Source organism: Microcystis sp. M49636_WE2, from assembly GCF_030065375.1.
Classification (GTDB): Bacteria; Cyanobacteriota; Cyanobacteriia; order Cyanobacteriales; family Microcystaceae; genus Microcystis; species Microcystis aeruginosa_C.
The window spans coordinates 1-21,145 of record NZ_JASJFG010000821.1 but is presented as its reverse complement, the minus strand read 5'-3'; the positions used below and the strand labels follow the sequence as shown (position 1 = coordinate 21,145).

General features: G+C 44.1%; 20 protein-coding genes and 1 pseudogene. 10 read left to right on the top strand and 11 right to left on the bottom strand.

Going from position 1 to position 21,145, the window contains the following annotated elements; all coding sequences use genetic code 11:
* Positions 1-293: pseudogene (locus PX484_RS18705) on the bottom strand (ribonuclease D); the annotation flags it as partial.
* A gap of 18 nt (positions 294-311) precedes the next feature.
* On the opposite strand from PX484_RS18705, the gene PX484_RS18700 reads away from it, so the two are divergent.
* Entirely contained in the window at positions 312-800 is a 489-nt protein-coding gene (locus PX484_RS18700; RefSeq protein WP_061430996.1) for a universal stress protein, read from the top strand.
* 9 nt (positions 801-809) lie between these two features.
* On the opposite strand, the gene lepB is transcribed toward PX484_RS18700, so the two are convergent.
* The 9 genes from lepB to PX484_RS18655 all read right to left on the bottom strand — a co-directional run bounded on the left by lepB (position 810) and on the right by PX484_RS18655 (position 9,394).
* The gene (gene lepB / locus PX484_RS18695) at positions 810-1,385 is read right to left on the bottom strand and encodes a signal peptidase I (protein WP_287666412.1); all 576 of its coding nucleotides are present in this window, start codon (positions 1,383-1,385) and stop codon (positions 810-812) included.
* Positions 1,385-2,218, bottom strand: a complete 834-nt coding sequence (gene mazG, locus PX484_RS18690) for a nucleoside triphosphate pyrophosphohydrolase (RefSeq protein WP_288105080.1) — start codon at positions 2,216-2,218, stop codon at positions 1,385-1,387. The genes lepB and mazG overlap by 1 nt, the downstream gene beginning before the upstream one ends.
* Before the next feature lie 338 nt (positions 2,219-2,556).
* Positions 2,557-2,928, bottom strand: coding sequence for a hypothetical protein (locus PX484_RS18685; RefSeq protein WP_106908523.1), 372 nt, complete (start codon positions 2,926-2,928; stop codon positions 2,557-2,559).
* Positions 2,929-4,001: 1,073 nt separating this feature from the next.
* Complete coding sequence (locus PX484_RS18680; protein ID WP_002803359.1) at positions 4,002-4,403, bottom strand: phosphomannose isomerase type II C-terminal cupin domain; 402 nt, start codon at positions 4,401-4,403, stop codon at positions 4,002-4,004.
* A gap of 107 nt (positions 4,404-4,510) precedes the next feature.
* Positions 4,511-4,807: an Asp-tRNA(Asn)/Glu-tRNA(Gln) amidotransferase subunit GatC gene (gene gatC / locus PX484_RS18675; protein WP_149989327.1), complete on the bottom strand. Its 297-nt coding sequence runs from the start codon at positions 4,805-4,807 to the stop codon at positions 4,511-4,513.
* Positions 4,808-4,954: 147 nt separating this feature from the next.
* Positions 4,955-5,476: a photosystem I assembly protein Ycf3 gene (locus PX484_RS18670; protein WP_002803355.1), complete on the bottom strand. Its 522-nt coding sequence runs from the start codon at positions 5,474-5,476 to the stop codon at positions 4,955-4,957.
* A 426-nt stretch (positions 5,477-5,902) separates the two neighbouring features.
* Positions 5,903-6,553 carry a PEP-CTERM sorting domain-containing protein gene (locus PX484_RS18665; RefSeq protein ID WP_353845709.1) on the bottom strand — a complete coding sequence of 217 codons (651 nt, stop codon included), beginning with the start codon at positions 6,551-6,553 and terminating at the stop codon, positions 5,903-5,905.
* 391 nt (positions 6,554-6,944) lie between these two features.
* Positions 6,945-8,168, bottom strand: a complete 1,224-nt coding sequence (locus PX484_RS18660) for a GumC domain-containing protein (protein WP_287767259.1) — start codon at positions 8,166-8,168, stop codon at positions 6,945-6,947.
* Positions 8,169-8,452: 284 nt separating this feature from the next.
* The gene (locus PX484_RS18655; protein WP_287667954.1) at positions 8,453-9,394 is read right to left on the bottom strand and encodes a glycosyltransferase family 2 protein; all 942 of its coding nucleotides are present in this window, start codon (positions 9,392-9,394) and stop codon (positions 8,453-8,455) included.
* 351 nt (positions 9,395-9,745) lie between these two features.
* Here PX484_RS18655 and glmM point away from each other — a divergent pair, with 351 nt between their 5' ends.
* The 7 genes from glmM to PX484_RS18620 all read left to right on the top strand — a co-directional run bounded on the left by glmM (position 9,746) and on the right by PX484_RS18620 (position 17,264).
* A complete protein-coding gene (gene glmM, locus PX484_RS18650) occupies positions 9,746-11,185 on the top strand; it encodes a phosphoglucosamine mutase (protein WP_287767258.1) in 1,440 nt (479 codons plus the stop codon).
* 57 nt (positions 11,186-11,242) lie between these two features.
* Positions 11,243-12,970: a hormogonium polysaccharide biosynthesis protein HpsL gene (gene hpsL / locus PX484_RS18645; protein ID WP_287767257.1), complete on the top strand. Its 1,728-nt coding sequence runs from the start codon at positions 11,243-11,245 to the stop codon at positions 12,968-12,970.
* Positions 12,971-13,403: 433 nt separating this feature from the next.
* Complete coding sequence (hpsN, locus tag PX484_RS18640; protein WP_002803342.1) at positions 13,404-14,399, top strand: hormogonium polysaccharide biosynthesis glycosyltransferase HpsN; 996 nt, start codon at positions 13,404-13,406, stop codon at positions 14,397-14,399.
* On the top strand, positions 14,396-15,565 hold the full coding sequence (hpsO, locus tag PX484_RS18635) for a hormogonium polysaccharide biosynthesis glycosyltransferase HpsO (protein WP_287667964.1): 1,170 nt from the start codon (positions 14,396-14,398) through the stop codon (positions 15,563-15,565). The genes hpsN and hpsO overlap by 4 nt, the downstream gene beginning before the upstream one ends.
* Positions 15,566-15,784: 219 nt before the next feature.
* Positions 15,785-16,369, top strand: a complete 585-nt coding sequence (locus tag PX484_RS18630) for a sigma-70 family RNA polymerase sigma factor (protein ID WP_288105076.1) — start codon at positions 15,785-15,787, stop codon at positions 16,367-16,369.
* Positions 16,369-16,743, top strand: a complete 375-nt coding sequence (locus tag PX484_RS18625; protein ID WP_287667968.1) for a hypothetical protein — start codon at positions 16,369-16,371, stop codon at positions 16,741-16,743. Before PX484_RS18630 ends, PX484_RS18625 begins: the two co-directional genes overlap by 1 nt.
* 20 nt (positions 16,744-16,763) lie before the next feature.
* On the top strand, positions 16,764-17,264 hold the full coding sequence (locus tag PX484_RS18620; protein WP_287667971.1) for a Spy/CpxP family protein refolding chaperone: 501 nt from the start codon (positions 16,764-16,766) through the stop codon (positions 17,262-17,264).
* 101 nt (positions 17,265-17,365) lie between these two features.
* Here PX484_RS18620 and PX484_RS18615 read toward each other — a convergent pair whose 3' ends face one another.
* Entirely contained in the window at positions 17,366-18,517 is a 1,152-nt protein-coding gene (locus PX484_RS18615) for an NAD-dependent epimerase/dehydratase family protein (protein ID WP_110543523.1), read from the bottom strand.
* 498 nt (positions 18,518-19,015) lie between these two features.
* Here PX484_RS18615 and PX484_RS18610 point away from each other — a divergent pair, with 498 nt between their 5' ends.
* Together PX484_RS18610 and PX484_RS18605 are read left to right on the top strand one after the other, a co-directional pair.
* A complete protein-coding gene (locus PX484_RS18610; protein WP_287667976.1) occupies positions 19,016-20,866 on the top strand; it encodes a polysaccharide deacetylase family protein in 1,851 nt (616 codons plus the stop codon).
* Between the two features lie 45 nt (positions 20,867-20,911).
* The coding region (locus tag PX484_RS18605; protein WP_288105074.1) for an MBL fold metallo-hydrolase at positions 20,912-21,145 on the top strand (234 nt) is incomplete at its 3' end.

Genomic DNA, 21,145 nt, shown 5'->3' with positions numbered 1-21,145 from the left:
TTACCGCCCAAAAATTTACAATCATAACTAGCATTGTGAAAAACCTTTTCTATCCGGTCAACCAGCATGATTTTAGTGATAAAATAGTTAGTAAGATCGGGTCGATCAAGAACATCCAAAATTGTCACCCGCTCCCCCGTTAAGTCCGTGGAATCAGCCAGAATTTGAATCAGAGACAAACGGGGAGTCTTGCTATCGTAATCGGCTACTTCCGTATCTAACCAAAGAATGGGAAAATGAGAAAAGTGATCGATCGCATTCCTAATAGCGTCGGATTCCGTTAAATAAGGCATGGTTGCAGAGGTGGAAAAATGTATCAAAAAATCTTGATAGCAGTAGATTTGTCGGAGATGGGGGAGAGTGTTTTTAAGGAGGCTGTATCCTTAGCCAGTAAGTACGAAGCTAACCTCCTACTACTGCACGTCCTTTCTCCTGAAGAAGATTATAGCCCTTTACCGATTCCACCCAATTTAGCCGATATTTACCCCGCCCAGGGCAATGATCTGACTCTTGATTTTTGGCGGCAACAATGGGAAGAATTTGAGCAGAAAGGGGTGGCAATGTTGCAAAAAAGGGCTAATCAGGCGGGAGAAATGGGTGTAAAGGGAGAATACCGGCAAATTTACGGTCATGCCGCCAAAACTATCTGTAAAGTGGCGCGAGAGGAAAATATTGATTTAATTGTCATCGGTCGGCGTGGGCGATCGGGTCTAGGAGAGTTATTCTTAGGTAGTGTGAGTAATTATGTTCTCCATCATGCCCCCTGTTCCGTCTTAATTGTTCAACATCATCAAGACTAAAAATTCCTGTTAGCTATTCCCCCCTAAAATCCCCAAACGATTAAAAGGAAAAAAGCGAAAAACCGCCCTACCAATCACGTTATTTTCCGGTAAAAACCCCCAGATATGGGAGTCATTGCTATTATTGCGATTATCTCCCATGACAAATAAATTATTTTGCGGCACAAGCAAAGGCATTAAATTATATTGAGGGGATTCGAGAATATAATCCTCTGCCAAGGGTTGATTATTCAGGTAAATTTTGCCCTCCTTGACAGCAATCACATCCCCTGCTGTGGCAATCACTCTTTTAATAAAAGCTTGGTCCTTTTGATATCCCTGTAATTGTAATTGTGCCGGCGGTTCAAAGACGACGATATCCCCCCGTCGAGGGGGATGGAAATCGTAAGAAAGTTTTTCCACCACTAAGCGATCGCCCTGTTCTAAAGTGGGTAACATAGAATCGGAGGGGATAAAACGAGGTTCAGCCACAAAAGTGCGGATCAATAGGGCTAAAACTAAAGCTATAGCGATAATTTGCAGATTTTCTCGAATAGAAGCCCAAAAACTCTTAGATTTGTCCTTATTAATTTCTTGCTCTTGCATTATTGCCCAGATGATGGTTGATGTAACTTAGCTTTCGCTTGCTGCCAGAAAACTGTTAATTCCTCTAGTGTATAGTCATGGAGAGGCTTTTCCGCCACAGATTCCACTAGGGAAAAACGTTGAATAAAACGCAGATTAGTCTCTTGTAAAGCGATACTGGGGTCTAAATTATACCAGCGAGCAAGATTGACAATAGTAAAGAGTAAATCGCCTAATTCTGCCTGTTGATGCTCTTTATCGCTAGATTCTAGGGACTCTTGCCATTCTGCTAACTCTTCGCCAAATTTTTCCCAGACTCCCGCGATATTTTCCCATTCAAAACCGACTCGCGCTGCTTGCCGAGAAATTTTCATCGCTCCCATCAAGGGTGGTAAAGTTTGGGCATAACGGGTTAATTTGCCGCTAATAGTCGGGTCATTTTTTTCCTCAGCTTTGATTTTCTCCCAATTTTGACGCACCTGTTCGGGATTTTCTAAGGATAGCTCCCCGAAAACGTGGGGATGACGACGAATTAATTTATCGGTGATGCCTCTAGCCACTTCTTCTAGGCTAAAATTACCCTCATCACTGGCAATTTGGGCTTGTAAAACCACCTGTAGCAGTAAATCGCCTAATTCCTCGGCAATGGCAGTTTTATCACCGCTTTTAATCGCCGCTACCACCTCATAAGCTTCTTCGATAACGTAGGGAATCAGGGTTTCTGGGGTTTGGGCTAAATCCCAAGGACAGCCGCTTTCTGGATCTCGTAAACGGGCAACAACGGTGATTAAATGGTTTAATGCCCCTAAGATGACCTTGTAGCTGGGATTGTCGGTTTCTGGAAGGCTAGACATCGATTTTTTCCGGTTTTCTCCCCCATTATACCGGTTAGTTATCAGTTATCAGTTATCAGTTATCAGATGTGAGTTTTCAGTTATCAAAAGCTCTCATCTCCCTGTCTTCTAATATTCAGTTACAGCCTTTCTGATAATAGATCAAGTTTAACCTAATTTGAGCGAAGACCGACTCCCCATTATTCAGATAACTGCTTTAGCTCAATAACGATGAAAAAACCCGGTAAAACCGGGTTGCACTAGCTTGGAGTGTGTATAATCAACCGATAAAGCAGTTGAAAACTTAAATAAATCTAAATAGAAAAAAGGTAAGTAATTCCACTGTAAGAAAATCAGATTTAATGAACTACCCCGCAAGTTAGGGGACAAGAAGCATAAACAGCTTGATGAGAGGTTTTTACCTCACCGTGTAACCAGTGCAACCAGCTAACTTCATGGGGATGAACACCTTTTGCTGTTAATAAAGCGGCACTAATTAGGATAGCCAAAATATTGATACCAATAATCATTCCCGCCACTAAAAGCACGGAACTAATCGGTAAAACTGACTGTAAGATAATCGCCGACAATGCTCCCACTGTCATCATTAATACTACTAAAGGAAATCCCACTACTAATAAACAGACAGTGAGGACGAAACTCCAGAGAAGAAAGCTTTTTAGCATTGCTAAAGAAACGTAGCCCCAGTTATTTCTTGCGGTTAATTGCATCTTCCTGACCTCTTACAAACTTGGTGGTCTAACTTTTCTGCACGTCGGCTCAAAGTTGATGAAAACCAGTATAGGGAAAACACCGAAGAAGATGAGCTATTCGCAATATAAATTTACAATCATCGCTAATCATCTATGTTATATGTATCGAACTATTACAAGAATCGGCGAGAGGTATCGAAAACTTTACAATCGGTTTCTCTTGATCCCCAATGCAGTTTCCTGCTGAAATCCTTGATCCCCGTCGATAATCCTTTCTTCTGTCCCTGTCCTCAGATTTTTCCTCGTCTCGTTGTAACAAATATTTACAAGTACCTCTAGAATTCTCAGAAAATAGGTGGACGGGAGTGGAAATTATGAATTATGAATTATGAATTATAAATTAGGCTCTTAGTTACTTGGTATGGTTCGATAGGGGAGCATAAATCGACTAAATCCTTATCTGGCAAGAGACTTAATTGATTAGTTCGCTCTAGATCAAAAACAATTGACAAAAATCGCCAAATGTCTTTCTCTATAAGAGTTTCATTCCTTATAATCCTGTACATTGCATAAGACAAACCGAAGAACCATAAATTACGAATTGGCAGGTGGGGAGAGGGGAGAGCGGAGAACAAATAAAAATAATCTCCTGAATAAGCTAAGACGCATTTTAACGGCCTATCCTTAGATTAGCTGAATCTCCCCCAATCCCTTTCCTGTTGCAAGAGTGCAAGAGTGCCTCATCTCAACCAGCAATTTAGATGCGGGGGCAGCTTATGAGCGGCTTTTCTTTGTCATAGAATTGACATCTGGCTGTTATAGTCCTGACAAATCAGAGTTATATGCTAGAGTTAATCCAGCAAAGGAATAAATTATTTCCCCTAGCCCAGCTTTCCTCAAGCTTCCCACACAAGGTCTAGGGGAAGTTTATTTTTCTGCCATGGAGGAAAACCACTACCCGCACGGAAAAGAAAATTGTTCTATAACTTGAGTAGCCTTGACAACAGGGAAGACAGTCAGGCAGACTAACCTAAAAGGGTTTTTGGGGCGAAAATATAGTTTCTTGCCCTTCTGTCCCCCTAAACACTGTCTTAGCTCTGATGGCGAGCATAATCATCCTGAAAACGGACTATATCATCCTCTCCTAAATATTCCCCATTCTGCACTTCAATTAACACCAATTTGATCACCCCGGGGTTTTCCAGACGGTGAGCGGTACACTGCGGCACATAAGTGGACTGATTGGCTCCGAGAATTTCTTCGTTATCTCCACAGGTGACTTTTGCCGTCCCCGAAACCACAATCCAGTGTTCACTGCGATGGTAGTGCATCTGTAAACTGAGACGATGACCCGGATTTACTTCAATCCGCTTGATTTTATAACCGGGACCTTCTTCTAGGGTGGTGAAAGAACCCCAAGGCCTAAATTCTGTTGCTGCCGATTCTACGGTCGAAATAAGCTGAAATGGTGCCACATCTTGGGATGCGATCATTATATTATGTCTCCATTGCTAGGTCTGATCTTAGTCCAAGATAGCAGCAAAAACCCTAGATGGCATCTAAATCAGTGATCAGTAAACAGTAAATAGTGGTCACTGATTTAGTCTTCGTCGGTGTTGAGAATACGGGGAACCCGGAAATAATCCCCTTCTGGGGCCGGCGATTCTTGCACTAAGACCTCGTGATCGGGATAAAGTCTATTACTATCGGCGCGAGTGATATTTTGAATTTCGATCGCTCGCGTGGTGGGTGGCACATTTTCCGTGTCTAATTCGCTTAACTGCTCGAAATAATCGAGGATTCCGCTTAATTGCGCCGCAAATTGTTCTTCTTCGCCGCTATCAATCTCTAAACGGGCTAAATGGGCGATTTTTTCAACTGTTGCTCGATCGATCATGGGAGAAATGGGGAATTATGAATGATGAATGATCAATTGGGGAGTGAGGGAGTGGAAATTATGAATTATCAATTATGAATTATCAATTGGGGAGAATAAATAAAAGCAATTTCCTGACTCCTGACTCCTGAATCCTGTCTCCTCAATTTAGAAGAAAACATCAATTTCCGATCGCCCGGTGATTTTCAGCCAGTTTTGGGCTTCAATGTAGTTATTGGGGGCTAATCGGATGGCTTGTTTCCAGTATTCTGCCGCTTTGTCGTAGAGTGCTTCCGCTTCCGCTTGTCGGCCGTCTTCTCTGGCTTTTTCCCCTTGAAAATGGTAAATAACAGCGATATTATTCAAGGCAGAGGGCATTCTAGGATTAAGTTGGATAGCTTCTTCGTAGTATTCCAGAGCCTTTTCATGCTCGCCGTTACTAGCGTGGATAATGCCGATATTGTAGAGGATATAACTGCGATCGTTAGGATCCTCTTCTAAGGTTAACGCTTCATAGTAGTTATCTAGAGCTTCGGCGTATTCGCCGTCAGCTTGGGCAGACATCCCATCACGGTAATAAACAAAGGCTTCCTTGGCTTTTTTATTGGCGGGCAGGATCTTTAAAATGATATCCGCCATGACGGTAAAAGATTTATCAATAAAGTTATCGTTACGTTGGGTGCGTGGCATGGTTAGGACAAGTAGGCGATCAAAATGACTATTTACCTTTATAGCACTCGCCAGAAACTCTAGGGCTGTTTTTCTAATTTTTCTCGACCACGGGTTCCATTTAGAGGGTCTTGGCTGGGCTGGGGGCGAACGTTATTTTCCAGCAAAAAAATTCCCCTAGCAAGGGGCAACTATGGGGCTTACTAATCTTTATCCTTTGCGTCCCGATTGGGAAAATGTCAAATCTGCTAGGGACGAGCGATGTTTTCTTCCAGTGGTGAAACCTTAACGATTTATTCTCCATCCGAAAATTTCACTGCCACCCTTGTTGCTCCAACGACCATTGACGCAACTCTACCTAAGATTTAGACTTCTCCCTGTTGGTTGCTCTAAGTGAGTAGATTGGTTACCCGGTGTTATCCCATAACCCCACCTACCATCCAAAAATTAAATTCTTTTTCTCAGACCAAGACCCATACCCGCTAAACCCAAGGCTAACAGAGCCAGGGTGGTGGAAGGTTCGGGGATTGATGTAAATTGAATCTCATTGAAGCCGAGACGATAGTTAGTAGGAGCAGTTATTCCATGGTTACTCATGTTGATAAATCTAACATTAGTCGCATAGACTGGGCTAAAACTGACCTGTTGCGCGGACACAACACCTGTAGCCGGGCCTTTGCTAAAGGAAGCTGGAACGCCAGGGTCAGTCAGAGTAGTCCAATTTGTTCCACCGTTGCTGGAGTATTGAATCGTCACGCCGTTAATCCCCTGACCGGCTGATGTCATATCACCGCCAAGGTTCCAGAAACTAAACCCAGCAAGATTATAGATACGACCGAAAGCAAAATCGATAGTAACGTTTCCGACGGTACTGGCGGTCAGTAGAGGTGTCCGCCAAGCATTGGGATTAGTCATACCAGTATTTGTCTGCGCGTGAGTTCCCGTCAGAGTTGGCCTGTCAAGCGGCGGACCCTGCAGCCCAAATCCGTTGGTAGTAGCGGCTAGACTCCCCTGGGAGTTAGTAGTAAAACCTGGTGCTGTGGCCTCGACACGGGGAATCAGGCCTGCGGCTTGGGCGTTCTGCGGCACAGCCAACATTAGGCCGAAAGTGGCGGTGGATAAAACAAGATGTGTAATAGCGAGTTTCACAGGGAAATCTCCTTAAAATAAGATTTAGCTAGAGTCAAGTGGGCGCACGACATCCTGACATATCTTATTTGTTTTTTTTACCCGTGTCTGTTACTTTTGATACAGTTTTTTGATTTTTTTATGGTAAGGGAATAGGTGGACACGGGGACACGGCCGATATAAGTGGTCGTGCAAAATAAATTTCCTAGTGAAGATAGGCACTCATGCAAGGGGCAAGAGGTGGTTAGATATGTGTAATTAATTTTGCTTAGGTACTTATGCCGATATACTAAGAAAGTCAGAAGCCAGAAATCGGGTGGGGAAGAAATTCTGTCTTCTGCCTTGATAGCGGGCAATCTGCCTACTGATGAGATTCTGGCGTCGTGGTTTTGCTATTGTCCCAATCCGAGAATAAATCATCGCTAAATAGATCATCAAGGGGAAATTCTTCGTCAGAAGGCAGGGATTCTGGATCGCTCACTTCTTCTTCATCCCACATACTGAAGAAATCCAGTTCTTCTTGGTCACTCGCAACAGAAGCAACATTTTGGCGGTTAGATGCAACTTTAGGGGTTTCTTCAGCAAAAGGCTCGAATAATTCGGGGCTATTGCTGTCATTAATATCGGCAAATAAGTCATCTAGAGAATTTGGGGCATCGGCGAATTTTTCCGAGTCGGTGGCTAATAAATCAGAGAAACCCGTGTCACTGCCAACGGTTTCTTGACTGTATATTCGATCATAATTACCCGATAATTCTTCTAGGCTACCGATCATTCTAGTTTCTTCCTCTTCGCCAAACATCTCCATCTCAGGAGTGAATTCCGCTGCTAACTCTAGATTTTCTTCCGTGATAAAACCATCAAAGGGATTCATTTCCCCAGTGAATTCTGAGGGGGAAACGGGCGTTTCTAGGGGTGTTTCGGGGGCAAATTCTGGTTCTAATCCTAGGGTTTCTTCCGTGATAAAACCCTCAAAAGGATTGATTTCTTCGGCACTGGGGTTATCGGGGAAATCATCCCAGGGTTCGACAATTTCAGGGGTTCGCTCATCCAATACCGTTTGGCGGGCGTTTTCTAGTTCTAACAGTTGACTTTGATAACCCTGTTCTAGTTGAATTTGCCACTGATAGCCATTTTCTAATTCTAGAATCTGCTCCTGTTGACTTTGACGCAGGGCTTCTATTTCCGCTTGCTTGCCTTCTATAATCCCTTCTATTTGACTTTGATAGCTTTGGCGCAATTCCTCGATTTTAGCTTCGTATTGCCGTTGAAGTTCCTGAATTTCGGTTGTATGGGCATTTTCCACGGCTGGAGCGGCAGTTGCGCTGGCTGCCTCTGGTAAACGTCCTTGGCTATCTTCTAACTCTTTTTGCAATTTAGCCAATTCTTCTCTATAGGTGGCTTCGATATTGCCAAACTGTCCTTGGGTGTCTTTTAACTCCGCTTCGGTTTCACCTAAAGCCGCCCGAATTTTCTCATATTTTTGCAGTGCTTCCCTGATTTTTCCCTCTTGCAGGGCATATAAAGCCCCACCCCCGATCGCACCTCCACCGACAAAACCGATTAAAATATCGACGATACTCATTATGGGATTCCTCCTCTAGGAAAATTTACTTCTAAATATGCCCAATCTCGGACGATAATTGACAAGGGGCAAAGGTGGTCAGTGTTTTCCGCCGCTCTCTCTGCCGATTGCTTTTGATTGTGGCAGCAATTATCAGAAAAAGAAAGAAAATATTAAGTTTTTTATCGGCAAATGTTCACCTTGAGGGCAGTTATCTCGATGGTGAGGTAGAAAGTCTCGGGTTTTAGGGAGTCGGTTGTCGATGCTAAATCCTGTCACACCCCATCGGTGTTCGGCAAGACATTTCACTGAGGCTGCATTTCCCGATAAGCTTGATAAACGCCGCGCACGTTGTACCAATTGAGAAAAATGCGGGCAATTTCTAGGGCTAATTGGGGTTTACCTCGATCGATCAACCATTGTAACAGAGGGGAGAGGCTGCGTTCATTCAGGGTTCCCCCCAGGGAAAGTAAACCCCACAACAGTCGATGAATCCAAGTCATTTGAATCATCATCCGCACTTCCCAGGTGGGATGTTTTTGATAAAAAATCACTCCCATCCGTCCCCGTTGAATTTCCTTATCGATGAGATTGGGAATTTGGGCGAGATTAAAGGGGGGATGCCAATGATAACCGACGGCTTCAGGACATTTGATTAATTTTAGTCCTAATTGTTTCAATCTCACTCCTAATTCCAAGTCTTCCCAACCGTAGAGTTGAAACTGGGTGTCGAATAATCCCGCCGCTAATAACCATTTTTTGGCGATCGCTACGTTGCCCGTGGCAAAATAGGCAGCGGAGAAATCGGTGATTTTATAGGGTTCACTGGTGGGATGATCGAAGTTACAGGTGTTAATGACGCTGCCGTAGGTAAATAAGCGATCGCTGCCGAGACTGGCTGCCCCGGCGGTTAAAGCTTCGGCATGGGCTTGCAGAAAATTTTCTGTCACTACCAGATCGCTATCGATAAAGATAATTGTATCACCACGAGCTTTTTCTACCCCCAGATTCCTAGCGATCGCCGGTCCGCCGTGATCCTGTTGCCACAGTTGCAGATGGGGTAAATTAGCTTTTTGACTTTCTAGCCAGGCGATCGTCCCATCGGTAGAGCCATCATCGACAACGACTATTTCGTAGTTTTCCACCTTATTATCGGTTAAACGCTGATTTTCTAGAGCGATTAAACATTTTTTTAAGATTGCTTGGCGATTGTAGGTGGGGATGACAACACTGATCAGCACGGGCATTCGGGGGTCAAGATTACCGTTTTAGCTTATCAAATAACCTGGGTTCCTTGCTTAGACCTCCGGCAAAAATCAACAATCTTTAATTCAGGAGACAGGAGACAGGATTCAGGAGGCAGGAGACAGGATTCAGGAGACAGGATTCAGGAGATTATTTTTATTTATTCTCCCCATTTCCCTACACCCCACACCCCACACCCTACACCCCACACCCCACACCCCACACCCTACACCCCACACCCTACGGTGTCAGGAACTCCGGGAGGAGGATTAAGGTCAACTGGGAACATTAATTTTAAAAAATCGGTGATCATGTTATCCTCTGAGTGTGTTGTGTGAGGAAAGGAATCGGCCATGGTAGCTTCTCTATCGTATCAAAATGGGCAGAAAGCTCGATCGCATCCCCTGTTATCCTTAGGGGGTTTGATCGAATTACCGCCATCCCCCCTGTTTGGCACAGACGGAATTCGCGGCCAAGTGGGAGAATTATTAACTGCCCCCCTAGCGCTACAGATCGGATTTTGGGCGGGACAGGTATTAAAAAATCAAGCTGGTGTCACCAAACCGGTAATTATCGGTCAAGATTCGCGTAATTCCAGTGATATGTTAGCCAATGCTATCACTGCGGGTTTAACTTGGGCGGGAATAGAGGTCTGGCAACTGGGATTATGTCCCACTCCCTGCGTCGCCTATTTAACCAGAGAAAGCGAAGCGATGGGTGGGATCATGATTTCTGCCAGTCATAATCCTCCCGAAGACAACGGCATTAAATTTTTTGACAGTAGCGGTTTAAAATTATCTGGCACTTTAGCAGGACAGATAGAAGCGGGTTTAAGGGGCAATTTAGAATTAGCAGATAAACCGATAAATTGGGGAAAAGCGACTTTTTGTCCCGAATTAATCCAAAAATATTATCAAGCTGTGATTGATTCCGTCGGGACGGATATTAACCTATCGGGATTAAAAATAGTTTTAGATCTAGCTTGGGGGGCAGCCGTTAACCTAGCACCTTTAGTATTCCAAGCTTTGGGGGCGGAAGTTATCTGTTTACATGATCGCGCCGATGGCGATCGCATTAACGTTAATTGTGGTTCTACCCATTTAGAAAGCTTACAGGCGGCGGTGATTAATCAGCAAGCGGATTTGGGGTTTGCCTTCGATGGCGATGCCGATCGAGTCTTGGCCGTGGATAGTCAAGGTAGAGTAGTAGATGGCGATTATATTCTCTATTTTTGGGGTCGTTCCCTCTTAGAAGCCGGACAGCTACCCGATGGGTTATTAGTGGCAACGGTGATGGCTAATTTAGGCTTTGAACGCGCTTGGCAAAAACTGGGGGGTCAATTCTTGCGGACTGCCGTGGGCGATCAGCACGTTCAGGCGCAAATGTGGGAAACTGGAGCCATGCTAGGGGGCGAACAATCCGGTCATATTCTCTGCCATCATTACGGAGTTTCTGGGGATGGAATGCAAACCGCCCTACATTTAGCGGTTTTAGTGCGGAAATCGGCGGTTTCCTTGGCTAACTTAGTCGATCATAGCTTTGTCACCTATCCGCAGATTTTACGCAACGTGCGGGTGGAAGATAGAGAAGTGCGACGTAATTGGCAGCAATGTGAACCTTTGCGGCGGGAAATCCTCAAAGCTGAGACAGCTATGGCAGAAAAAGGTAGAATTTTGGTGCGCGCTTCCGGGACAGAACCCTTAATTCGGGTGATGGTGGAAGCAGAAACCCTAGAATTAGCCAATTTTTGGACAGAAAGGCTAGTGGAAGCGGTGCGAAGCTATCTTTTGTAGTCGATCGAGGGGGACAGGGATTATAATGCCCTTAGCCTAGCCTAGCAAGGGATAATTATGACCGGACTGAGTATAGATCGCCAGAAAAAAAAGAATAAGAAAGGCCAAACAAAAGCCGATAGTCCCCCGCTTAACATCAAAGAGAAACTTGCCCTCAAAAAAGAAGAAAGGCAAAAGAAACAAAAGTTAACGGGGTTGATTATTTTTGCCATTTGTGTGGCAATTTTGCTCGGATTACCCCTCAGCTTATTATTTGATGCCAAGATAGGAGCGGCAGTAAGTTTAGCCTTAATTTTAGGAGTTTTCTCCTTTAGCTATCCCCGTGCGGCTCTTTGGGCATTTATTATCTATGTCCCCTTCACTGGCACTATTATCTATTGGTTGGGAGGTAGTCAAATCCTCCAGCTTAGTAAAGATATATTTTATCTACCCGCTTTAATCGCCTTAGTTTTAGAATGTCGAAAAAAGCGATTACCGATTATTGTCCCGAAACAATTAGGTATAACCCTATTATTAATCTTTGTTTTCTGTGTAGTCTGTCTATTAGCCGTCAATTTACAGAGACAATTTCTGCCTACTTGCGATTCCGTGGCTGGGATCAGTGTGTTTAGGGATGGCCGTTTGCTCGGAATTCCCTGTCGGGAAAGTGAGACTTTTCTACAAGGACTATTAGGGTTTAAAGTTTTGCTAGGTTATGTCCCCTTGATCTTCTGCACTTATTACTTAATTAAAGACAAACCCACCCTGTTATTTTTTGGTCGTCTTTTAGTAACTTTAGTGATTATTTGTTGTGTCCTGGGACTAATGCAATACTGGATGCTGAAAACCGGTCGTTGTGTAGGAACTAGAGGCTATGTGGCCGATGCACTATTCAAAGCCACCTTAGAGGCAAGGTGTTTGGTTGGCGGGGGATTAGTCTATAGTCCGGAAGTGAATATGATCCGCCTACCGGGTACCTTTGTTTCCCCCTGGCACTGGGCCTGGTTTTTGGTCTCTAGTGCCGTAATTTGTTATGCCAGTGCCTTTAGTGAAACTTCCCAAAAATGGCGACTAGCAGCCCTAGTGGGTTTAACCCTAGTTTTTATCAATGCAGTGGTCTCCGGGCAAAGATTAGCTTTCTTTGCCGTACCGATGATTATTGGTCTGATGACGATTCTTACGGGACAAATCGCTAACTTAAAAAGATTTTTGCCGATCATTTTTGCCGCCGCTTTACTTCTAGCTATCGGTTTTTCTTTCCTTAACCCCGATTTTGTCCAACAACGCTACGATAGTGCCGTCAGCCGTTGGCAACAGGCTCCCCCCACCGCTTTTCTTCAAGAACAGTTGGATTTTGCTATCCGTAATCAGGGCGGTATTTTAGGTCGTGGACTTGGTGTGGCCACATCTTCTGCTAGGGTTTTCGGTGATATTTCTTTTGTGGAAACCTATCACAGTAAAGTTTTATTCGAGTTGGGATACATTGGTTTTGCCTTGTACATGATATTCATGACCCATCTAGTTTATCTGGCCTTCCGCACCTATCGTTCCCTCAAAGATCCCACTCTGCGAGGTTTTGCCGGTAGTTATTGGGTTTTGCTGCTCTTTGTTGCCTATCTTCCCTATTGGTATGCCCTCGATACGGATCCTGTGGGCGTTTATTACTGGATATTTGCGGGCGTAATTTTTAAATTACCCGTGATCGAAAAACAGGAAAAAGAAGCAAAAATTCTGGCGGGGGAAACCGCCACAAAATCCTCCAAAAAGGGCTTAAAATTTAAACGCAAAGGTGTTTCTTTAGCTTGAAATTACTATAAGCCTTTTCAGTTATCAGTTATCAGTTATCAGTTATCAGATGTGAGTTTTTAAGTGTGCGGTTTTCTAAGTAGTCGTGCAAAATTAATTTCCTAGTGAAGAAAGGCAAAAGGCAAGAGGCAAGAGGCAAGAGGTGGTTAGATGTGTGTAATTAATTTTGCTTAGGTACTTACTGTCTTTTTACTGATTACTGTGGTTCTTCGTTACTTGGTCTGGTTTGATCGGGGGGCATAAATCGACTAAATCCTTATCTGGCAAGAGACTTAATTGATTAGTTCGCTCTAGACGAAAAAAATTAACAAAAATCGCTAAATGCCTTTCTATATAAGGGTTACATCCCTTATAACCCCCGTCCATTGCATAACACAAACCGAAGAGCCATTACTGTTTACTGTTTACTGTTTACTGTTTACTGATTACTGCTATGAATTTTCCCTCGATTTCTGTCATCATACCCACCTATCGACGCGAAGAGCCTCTTAAAGATACTCTCGATGACCTACTCAGACAAGATTACCCCGATTTTGAGGTGTTAGTTATCGACCAGACCGCTACCCACAGCCCCGCCCTACAATCCTATCTGGAAAATCTGGCTAATCAGCACAAAATTAGCTGGTATCGACTGGATTGGGCGAGTTTACCCGGTGCCAGAAATTATGGAGTCCGTCGCGCCCAGGGCGATATTGTTCTTTTTATCGATGATGATGTGCGGCTACCGGATAATTATCTCAAAGCACATGGTGAGAATTTTGTCAAGAACCCTAAGATAGGTGTAGTGGCCGGTCGGGTATTTGATCGCATGAAATTGGGTGACTCCCAAAAAATGGTGACAGATACCAGCAAACCCTACGAAATCGACTTTTTACCCCCCCAAGCGATGGATCCGGGCATTGCTTGGTATTACATCGATCTTGTCCACACCACTAAACCCCAGCAGGTAATCTCAGCCCGGGGCTGTAATATGTCTTTCCGTAAGGATATATTTACTAAATACGGCATTTGGTTCGATGAACGCTTTCGTGGCAGTGCCGTGCGCGAGGAATCGGATTTTTGCTTAAGGTTACGCCGGACTCCCTATCATGTCTGGTACGATCCCACCGCTTATCTGGTTCATTTAGGGGAAGAAACCGGCGGCTGTCATGATATTAGCACTCGTTCTCTGAGTTATCAGACGACTTTTTATCATAATCACTTTCTGATGGCCCTGAAAAATCTCACTCCCGCTCAACAATTGCGACTCTACGCTAAATTATTTGATTGTCACGTTCTTGGCAATCCTCCCTGTAATAAAGGTGGTTCCCCGATTAAAATCCTCTCTAGGGGAATTTTTTATAGTTTAGGTTTTCTGGATGCTCTGAAAACTCAAGTAAAGTCCCTCTGGAATGATGGTCAAATTTATACAAAACTAGATAATCTATGAGAATTTTAGTCGCTAGTCATACATATATAGTTGATCTCAACTGTGAGAAACTGCGCGCCTTGACAAGATTAAATCCCAGTATTGAAGTTACTATTGTTGTTCCCCAACGTTGGCAACCGGGAGGAGTCCAAAATAAAATCATTGAAAGTCAACCGAAAATAGCTGATAATTTCCGAGTTATTCCTATCTCTAATTTTAGCCAAAATAACCAATCTTTATTAACTTTTGGCACTGATATAATTTCTTTATTGCAAAAGTTTAAACCTGATATTATTCAAGTGGAACAGGGTTCTAAATCTCTCGCTTATGCACAATTTATTACTCTGAATCGTCTCTTAAATCTCCGGGCTAAAAATGTATTTTTTACTTGGTGGAATCTTCCCTATACTCCTAAATTTCCCATCTCTTGGTTAGAAGCTTATAACCTGAAAAATACCGATGGTTTAATTGCCGGTAATCAGGACGGGGTAGATGTTTTAAAAGAACGGGGTTACAGGGGTAAATACACCGTTTTACCGCAATTAGGCGTGGATGAAGTTCTTTTTTCCCCGGGCAAGCAACCCGATTTAGCCCGATCTTTAGGTATTGAAAGCGATGAATTTGTGATTGGTTTTGTCGGTCGTTTTGTGGAAGAGAAAGGCATTCTAACGCTGATTAAAGCCGTATCTAAATTAACAGGTAAGTGGAAATTATTACTGTTAGGTCGGGGAATTCTGAAAGATAAAATAGTCAGCGAAGCTACAGCCGCAGGAATAAGCGATCGCTTGATGATAGTGGAAAGTGTTCCCCACGATCAAGTAGTTAATTATCTTAACCTGATGAACACTTTAGTTTTGCCGTCAGAAACCACCTATCAGGTCAAAACTTTAACGGCCGTCGGTTGGAAAGAACAATTCGGTCATGTCTTAATTGAAGCCATGGCCTGTCAGGTTCCTGTTATTGGTTCTGATTCGGGAGAAATTCCCTTTGTTATTGCCGATACGGGTTTAATTTTTCCCGAAAAAGATGGGGAGGCACTGGCTAAATCGATACAAACTCTCTTAGATAATCCCAGCTTCGCTCAAGAATTAGGCCAGAGGGGTTATCAGAGAGTAATGACCAATTATACTAATAAAGCCCTCGCTCAAAAACAATTGGATTTCTATCAACAATTACTCCCTCGGTGATGGGGTGTGGGGTGTGGGGTGTGGGGTGTGGGGTGTGGGGTGTGGGGTGTGGGGAGAAGGGAGAAGGGAGAGGGGAGATGGGGAGCAGGAAGAAAAAAGCTGATTCAGTGATTCACTGAATCACTGAATCACTGATAACTGATAACTGATAACTGATAACTGGTTATGAACCATTCTTGACACCCCCCAGTCTAAACGGACAGGTATCCAGCGGGGGTAATGATCAGGGTGATAACCGATAAGCAAACAAGTGTGAGCGATCGAGAGTTAATCTTGAAATGTCAAAGGGGTGATAGGGGTGCTTTTCGTCACCTTTACCGTCTTTATCAACCAAAAATCCGCTCTACTCTCTATCAACTCTGTGGACAGGAATTCCTAGAGGATTTTGTCCAAGAGGTATTTTTAAGACTGTGGCGCGGGTTGCCGAAATTGCGTTCACCTGAATACTTTTCCACTTGGGTTTATCGGATCACCTGGAATGTGGCGATCGATGGTCGGCGACAATTAGCCAAAAGACAAATGAGGATGGCCAAAAGCACTGATGAGGAAAACTCCCTTGATAGCGAATCCCGTCCCCAAGATAGTCCCGATTTGATGCAATTGCATTATGAGGATGTGGTCCGACAAGGGTTAGAAATTCTCAGTTTAGAACATCGCGCTGTCCTTGTCCTTCACGATCTAGAGGACTTACCCCAAAAGGAAATCGCTCAAATCTTAGAAATTCCCCTCGGTACGGTGAAATCACGTCTTCATTATGCGCGTAAAACCATGGGTCAATTTTTGCAAAAACAAGGAGTTCTCTAATGTCCCCGGAAGATGAGAAAGTAGTTAATTTTCTGCGTCGCTATCGTCCATCGCTGCCACCTCGACCGATAGATCAAGAAGAACAGTTAATGCAAATGATTAGGGGAGAAAGGCCGGTAACTTGGCCAAAATCCCTGCCTTTATTGGGGTGGATAACTGGTATTACTGCCTTATCTGTGCTGATTGTTGCTTCCTATCGTTGGTCTGATCCTCATCCACAACTAGGCCAAATTTCTGACGAGCAGTTAGAAGCTTTTTTAGTGGAAAGTTGGAACCATAGCATCGCTCCACCGATTGCTGCTTCTAGCGTTTATAGTTCCCCTTGGATGAGCTTAAACGAGCCTCAACTCACCTATTCTACCTATAATCCTTAATTTCTTTGTCAAGGTCAATTATGTACTTTTCTACTGTCTCGATTCTCGGCACAACCATGGCTTTAACTCTGGCCGCTAACCTGGCCCCAACTGCCACGGTGTTATCCTATCCCCAAGATCGTCTATTTATTGCTCAAACTAGCTCTCCCCAGCGTCCTGAGAGTCGTCCCCGTCGGATGAATAATTCTAGAGAAGGACTAATCGAACAATTAAACCTTACCGATGACCAAAAGTCAAAAGTTGCCGCTATTCGTCAGAAATACCGAGGACAAATCCAAAAATTGCAAGAAACTATTAGAAAGAATGAACAAGAACTAAATAGTTTATTATCGAATAATGCCTCCGATCGAGATATTCGTGCTAAACATCAGCAAATCTCCCGCAATCGCCAAGAAATGAGTAACCTGCAATTTGAAAGTTTTTTGGAAATTCGCCAAGTCCTAACTCCTGCTCAAAGAACCGAATTTTCCCAGTTAATGCGGGAACGTTGCCCTAATTTCCCCAATTGCGGACGACCATAATTCCCATCAGTGCGGATTAAGATCGAGTTTGATGGCGATACATTAGAAAAACGGAAAGGATGGGCAAGTAACCCATCCTCAACTTATCATTTACTAATAAATTATCGTTTCCAAGTGACTTTTGGTAGGATATGATTCATATCTACCCGATTTTTATACTTGGTGGCGAAGTTCAAGAGGGAATCGAGGAGAGAATCGGAGAGATAGTGAGGTTGTAGGCCTAGATCGAGTAATTTCGTGTTTTTAGCGTTAAAATAATGTTCCTCTAACTCGATGCGCGGGTTGTCAAGATTGTTAATCTCCACATTTAACCCTAACGCGGAACCAGCTTTTTTCACCATCAGTGCCAAGTCACCGACGCTAAACAGTTCGGTAAATTGGTTAAAAACGCGGAATTCCCCGGATTGAGCAGGATTGGCGATCGCTAATTCCAAACAACGCACGGTATCGCGGATATCTAAAAATCCTCGCGTTTGACCACCTTTACCGTACACTGTTAGGGGATGACCGATCGCCGCTTGAATACAAAAACGGTTTAAAGCAGTACCAAAAACCCCATCGTAATCGAGACGGTTAATCAACATCTCATCCATTCCCGTTTCTTCGGTGAGGACTCCATAAACCACCCCTTGATTAAGATCCGTGGCTTTTAAACCCCACATCCGACAGGCAAAATGGATATTATGGCTATCGTGGACTTTGCTGAGATGGTACATACTACCTGGCTGTTTGGGATAGGGTAAAGTATCCTTACGACCGTTATGTTCGATCGTGATGTAGCCTTCTTCAATATCTATATTAGGTGTGCCATACTCACCCATGGTTCCCAGTTTCACTAGGTGCGCTTCGGGAAATTCCTCTTTCATCGCGTAGAGGATGTTTAAATTGCCAACAACGTTGTTAACTTGGGTTAAAACCGCGTGTTCGCGATCGATCATGGAGAAGGGTGCAGATCTCTGTTCTCCGAAGTGAACAATCGCATCCGGTTGAAACTGTCGCAGGGATTGAATCAAAAAGTCGTAGTTATTGATATCCCCGACAAAAAGATCGATCGATTTTCCCGTCAGATCTTGCCAGCGTTGAATCCGATGAGATATGGGTGCGATCGGTGTTAAGGTATCGCAGCCTAATTGTAAGTCCCAATAGCGACGAACTAAACTATCAAGTATGCCTACTTCGTAACCTCTATTTGATAGATGGAGTGCCGTTGCCCAACCACAATAGCCGTCTCCGCCAATAACCAAAACTCTCATACAATATCTGTAAAGTTTATATACTCGTCTTTGGTAACTCTAGCAGTTTTGTGTCACGCTTTACCAGCTTAATCCCCCTGAACATAGTAAGGTGTGGGGTGTGGGGTGTAGGGTGTAGGGTGTGGGGTGTAGGGTGTGGGGTGTGGGGTGTGGGGTGTGGGGTGATGGGGAAATGGGGAAATGGGGAAATAGGGAGAATCAATAAAGGCAGTCTATTGACAACTGCTCACTGATTACCACTGTCCACTGAAAACTCAAATCTGCTCACTGCTCACTGCTCACTGCTCACTGATAACTGATAACTGATAACTGATAACTGATGAGGGTGTTCTAGAAAACTTGACAAGGGAGCGGATTATAGGGAAACTCAGCTTGTAATCAGTGGGCTTTGCTGACGAGAAAACAAAAGCCAAAAATCTAGATAAAAGGCAGTTTTTTCGGTAACTCAGGGCCTATCTGCTTTTTTACTTTTTACTTTTTACTTTATTACTTGATCTTATGCGTTGGCAAGCTCGGCAAAAATCTTCGTTTCCCTTCCTTCCCCTATACGGATTTTTGGCATTTATCGTCGTTTGTCTGATTATTTGGGCAATTTCTCTCTATCCTCGTTCTAATGCTCTGGTGGGGGGTGATTCTCTCCCCGCACCTTTTAGGGAGTTTCAACCGGAATGCGCGGATTATGTCCTAGAAAATAGTTCCTTTAAGGATATATCGAGAGTTTTTGATTGTAAAACCTATAAAAACATCTCTGATCGCGTGATTCTACCCCTATCTCTCCAAAAAAACGATATTAGTCTCGATAATTGGCCAAATAACTCGGCAACAGCGCTCGAATTAGCACCCTGGCCGGAAATTCATCTCCGCGCTCAAGGGGCAAAAGTACCGATTTTAATGTATCACGACATTTTACCAGAAAAAGAGGTATTCTTTGACGTTACTCCAGGCGAATTAGAGGCACATTTTCAATTTTTGCAGGAAATCGGGGCAACTCCTATCAGTATCGATTGGTTAATTTCCCATCTGCGGACAGGTATCCCCCTTCCCGCTAAACCGGTTTTATTAACTTTTGATGATGGTTATGGGGGACATTACCAGTATGTCTATCCTTTATTGAGAAAATATAACTATCCCGCCGTTTTCTCGATTTATATCAATAAAATGACTCAAAAAACCGGCCGAACCAGTGTCACTTGGCAACAACTCCAGGAAATGGCCGCCGATCCTCTAGTACAAATTGTCTCCCATAGTGTCAGTCATCCCCGGGATTTAAGGTTATTATCCGATGCAGATTTAGAGCAAGAAGTCAAGCAATCGAAACAAATCTTAGAAAAAGAATTGGGTATTCCGATTAATTATTTCACCTATCCGGAAGGGAAGGCGGACGATCGAGTGAAGGAATTCGTCAAAAAAGCGGGTTATCGGGCGGCTTTATCGATGAATGACCTCGATGAGCATTTTGCTGGACAATCCCCCGATTTACTCACTATTGGACGCTTTGGGCAATCGCGCACGCGAGAAGTTGTCCCGCAAGCTTGGGGAGGTGATCCCTTACCCCGTACCGATGGCGGTTTTAACTTTGCCACCACCATCCAAAAACGGGAAGTGGAATTCCCAACTAATACACTTGTATTAATTAGTGGCGGCATTCCCAAAACCATCCACGCTGATAGTCGTTATCAAGTGGAGGAAATTATCGCCGGCACAGAAGCGATCGCGGCTGTAGATGGCGGTTTTTTCTCTCTCAAGGAATTGGACTCAAATCAGATGATCGGGCCGGTTTTAAGCCAAAATGGCGGCTTTATACCGGGATATGAAGGGGAAATCGGCAAGTTAGAGGGTCGTCCTTTAGTAATCATTACTGAGCGATGGGTGCGTTATCTTCCTTTTGATCCTGCCCGTCATAATACCCTAGAAGGAATCGCAGCGGAGGCTGGAGATGATCTCAAGGTGACGGATGCTTTTGTCGCGGCCGCTTGGTTAGTCAAAGATGGACAACCACAATCGCGAGAGTCCTTTGGTACACTTTACGGTTTTGATGCCCTGCGTCACCGGGCTTTTTGGGGGATTAATCAGGCAGGACAGCCAGTAATCGGGGTTTCCCGAGACCCGATCGATTCCATGGCTTTGGGAGAATTATTAGTACAGGCAGGTTTTCGGGACGCGGTGATGTTGGATTCAGGAGCAAGCACCTCCCTCGCTTATCGGGGCCAGTCGCAAGTGCATTATACTCCCCGTCCCGTTCCCCACGTTGTCGCTTTATTTCCCCCCACAGAACCCGATATTGTTCCCATTAATCATGTGGGGATTCCCTGCGTAATTTTTGCCGATTCCTGTGCTGCGGGGAGTTAGGTTAGCACTATATGATCGAGTTAAACCTTAGCCCAAGATTCTACCATGGAGATCGAACGTCTTAACGCCCTTTCCGATAATTATATTTTCCTCCTCTACGATCGAGCGCAAAAAATCGCGGCCGTGGTAGATCCGGCCGAACCTGAACCGGTTTTCAGGCGATTAGAGGCTTTACAGGTGGATTTAGTCGCTATTTTTAATACCCATCACCACGGCGACCATGTGGGGGCTAATCAGGCTTTAATTAATCGTTATCCCCATCTTTGTGTTTATGGGGGA

Excerpts from the sequence above, each read along its gene's own strand:
- PX484_RS18700 (WP_061430996.1), top strand. The coding sequence starts at position 312 with ATGTATCAAAAAATCTTGATAGCAGTAGATTTGTCGGAGATGGGGGAG.
- lepB (WP_287666412.1), bottom strand. The coding sequence starts at position 1,385 with ATGCAAGAGCAAGAAATTAATAAGGACAAATCTAAGAGTTTTTGGGCT.
- mazG (WP_288105080.1), bottom strand. The coding sequence starts at position 2,218 with ATGTCTAGCCTTCCAGAAACCGACAATCCCAGCTACAAGGTCATCTTA.
- PX484_RS18685 (WP_106908523.1), bottom strand. The coding sequence starts at position 2,928 with ATGCAATTAACCGCAAGAAATAACTGGGGCTACGTTTCTTTAGCAATG.
- PX484_RS18680 (WP_002803359.1), bottom strand. The coding sequence starts at position 4,403 with ATGATCGCATCCCAAGATGTGGCACCATTTCAGCTTATTTCGACCGTA.
- gatC (WP_149989327.1), bottom strand. The coding sequence starts at position 4,807 with ATGATCGATCGAGCAACAGTTGAAAAAATCGCCCATTTAGCCCGTTTA.
- PX484_RS18670 (WP_002803355.1), bottom strand. The coding sequence starts at position 5,476 with ATGCCACGCACCCAACGTAACGATAACTTTATTGATAAATCTTTTACC.
- PX484_RS18665 (WP_353845709.1), bottom strand. The coding sequence starts at position 6,553 with ATGTTGGCTGTGCCGCAGAACGCCCAAGCCGCAGGCCTGATTCCCCGT.
- PX484_RS18660 (WP_287767259.1), bottom strand. The coding sequence starts at position 8,168 with ATGAGTATCGTCGATATTTTAATCGGTTTTGTCGGTGGAGGTGCGATC.
- PX484_RS18655 (WP_287667954.1), bottom strand. The coding sequence starts at position 9,394 with ATGCCCGTGCTGATCAGTGTTGTCATCCCCACCTACAATCGCCAAGCA.
- glmM (WP_287767258.1), top strand. The coding sequence starts at position 9,746 with ATGGTAGCTTCTCTATCGTATCAAAATGGGCAGAAAGCTCGATCGCAT.
- hpsL (WP_287767257.1), top strand. The coding sequence starts at position 11,243 with ATGACCGGACTGAGTATAGATCGCCAGAAAAAAAAGAATAAGAAAGGC.
- hpsN (WP_002803342.1), top strand. The coding sequence starts at position 13,404 with ATGAATTTTCCCTCGATTTCTGTCATCATACCCACCTATCGACGCGAA.
- hpsO (WP_287667964.1), top strand. The coding sequence starts at position 14,396 with ATGAGAATTTTAGTCGCTAGTCATACATATATAGTTGATCTCAACTGT.
- PX484_RS18630 (WP_288105076.1), top strand. The coding sequence starts at position 15,785 with ATGATCAGGGTGATAACCGATAAGCAAACAAGTGTGAGCGATCGAGAG.
- PX484_RS18625 (WP_287667968.1), top strand. The coding sequence starts at position 16,369 with ATGTCCCCGGAAGATGAGAAAGTAGTTAATTTTCTGCGTCGCTATCGT.
- PX484_RS18620 (WP_287667971.1), top strand. The coding sequence starts at position 16,764 with ATGTACTTTTCTACTGTCTCGATTCTCGGCACAACCATGGCTTTAACT.
- PX484_RS18615 (WP_110543523.1), bottom strand. The coding sequence starts at position 18,517 with ATGAGAGTTTTGGTTATTGGCGGAGACGGCTATTGTGGTTGGGCAACG.
- PX484_RS18610 (WP_287667976.1), top strand. The coding sequence starts at position 19,016 with ATGCGTTGGCAAGCTCGGCAAAAATCTTCGTTTCCCTTCCTTCCCCTA.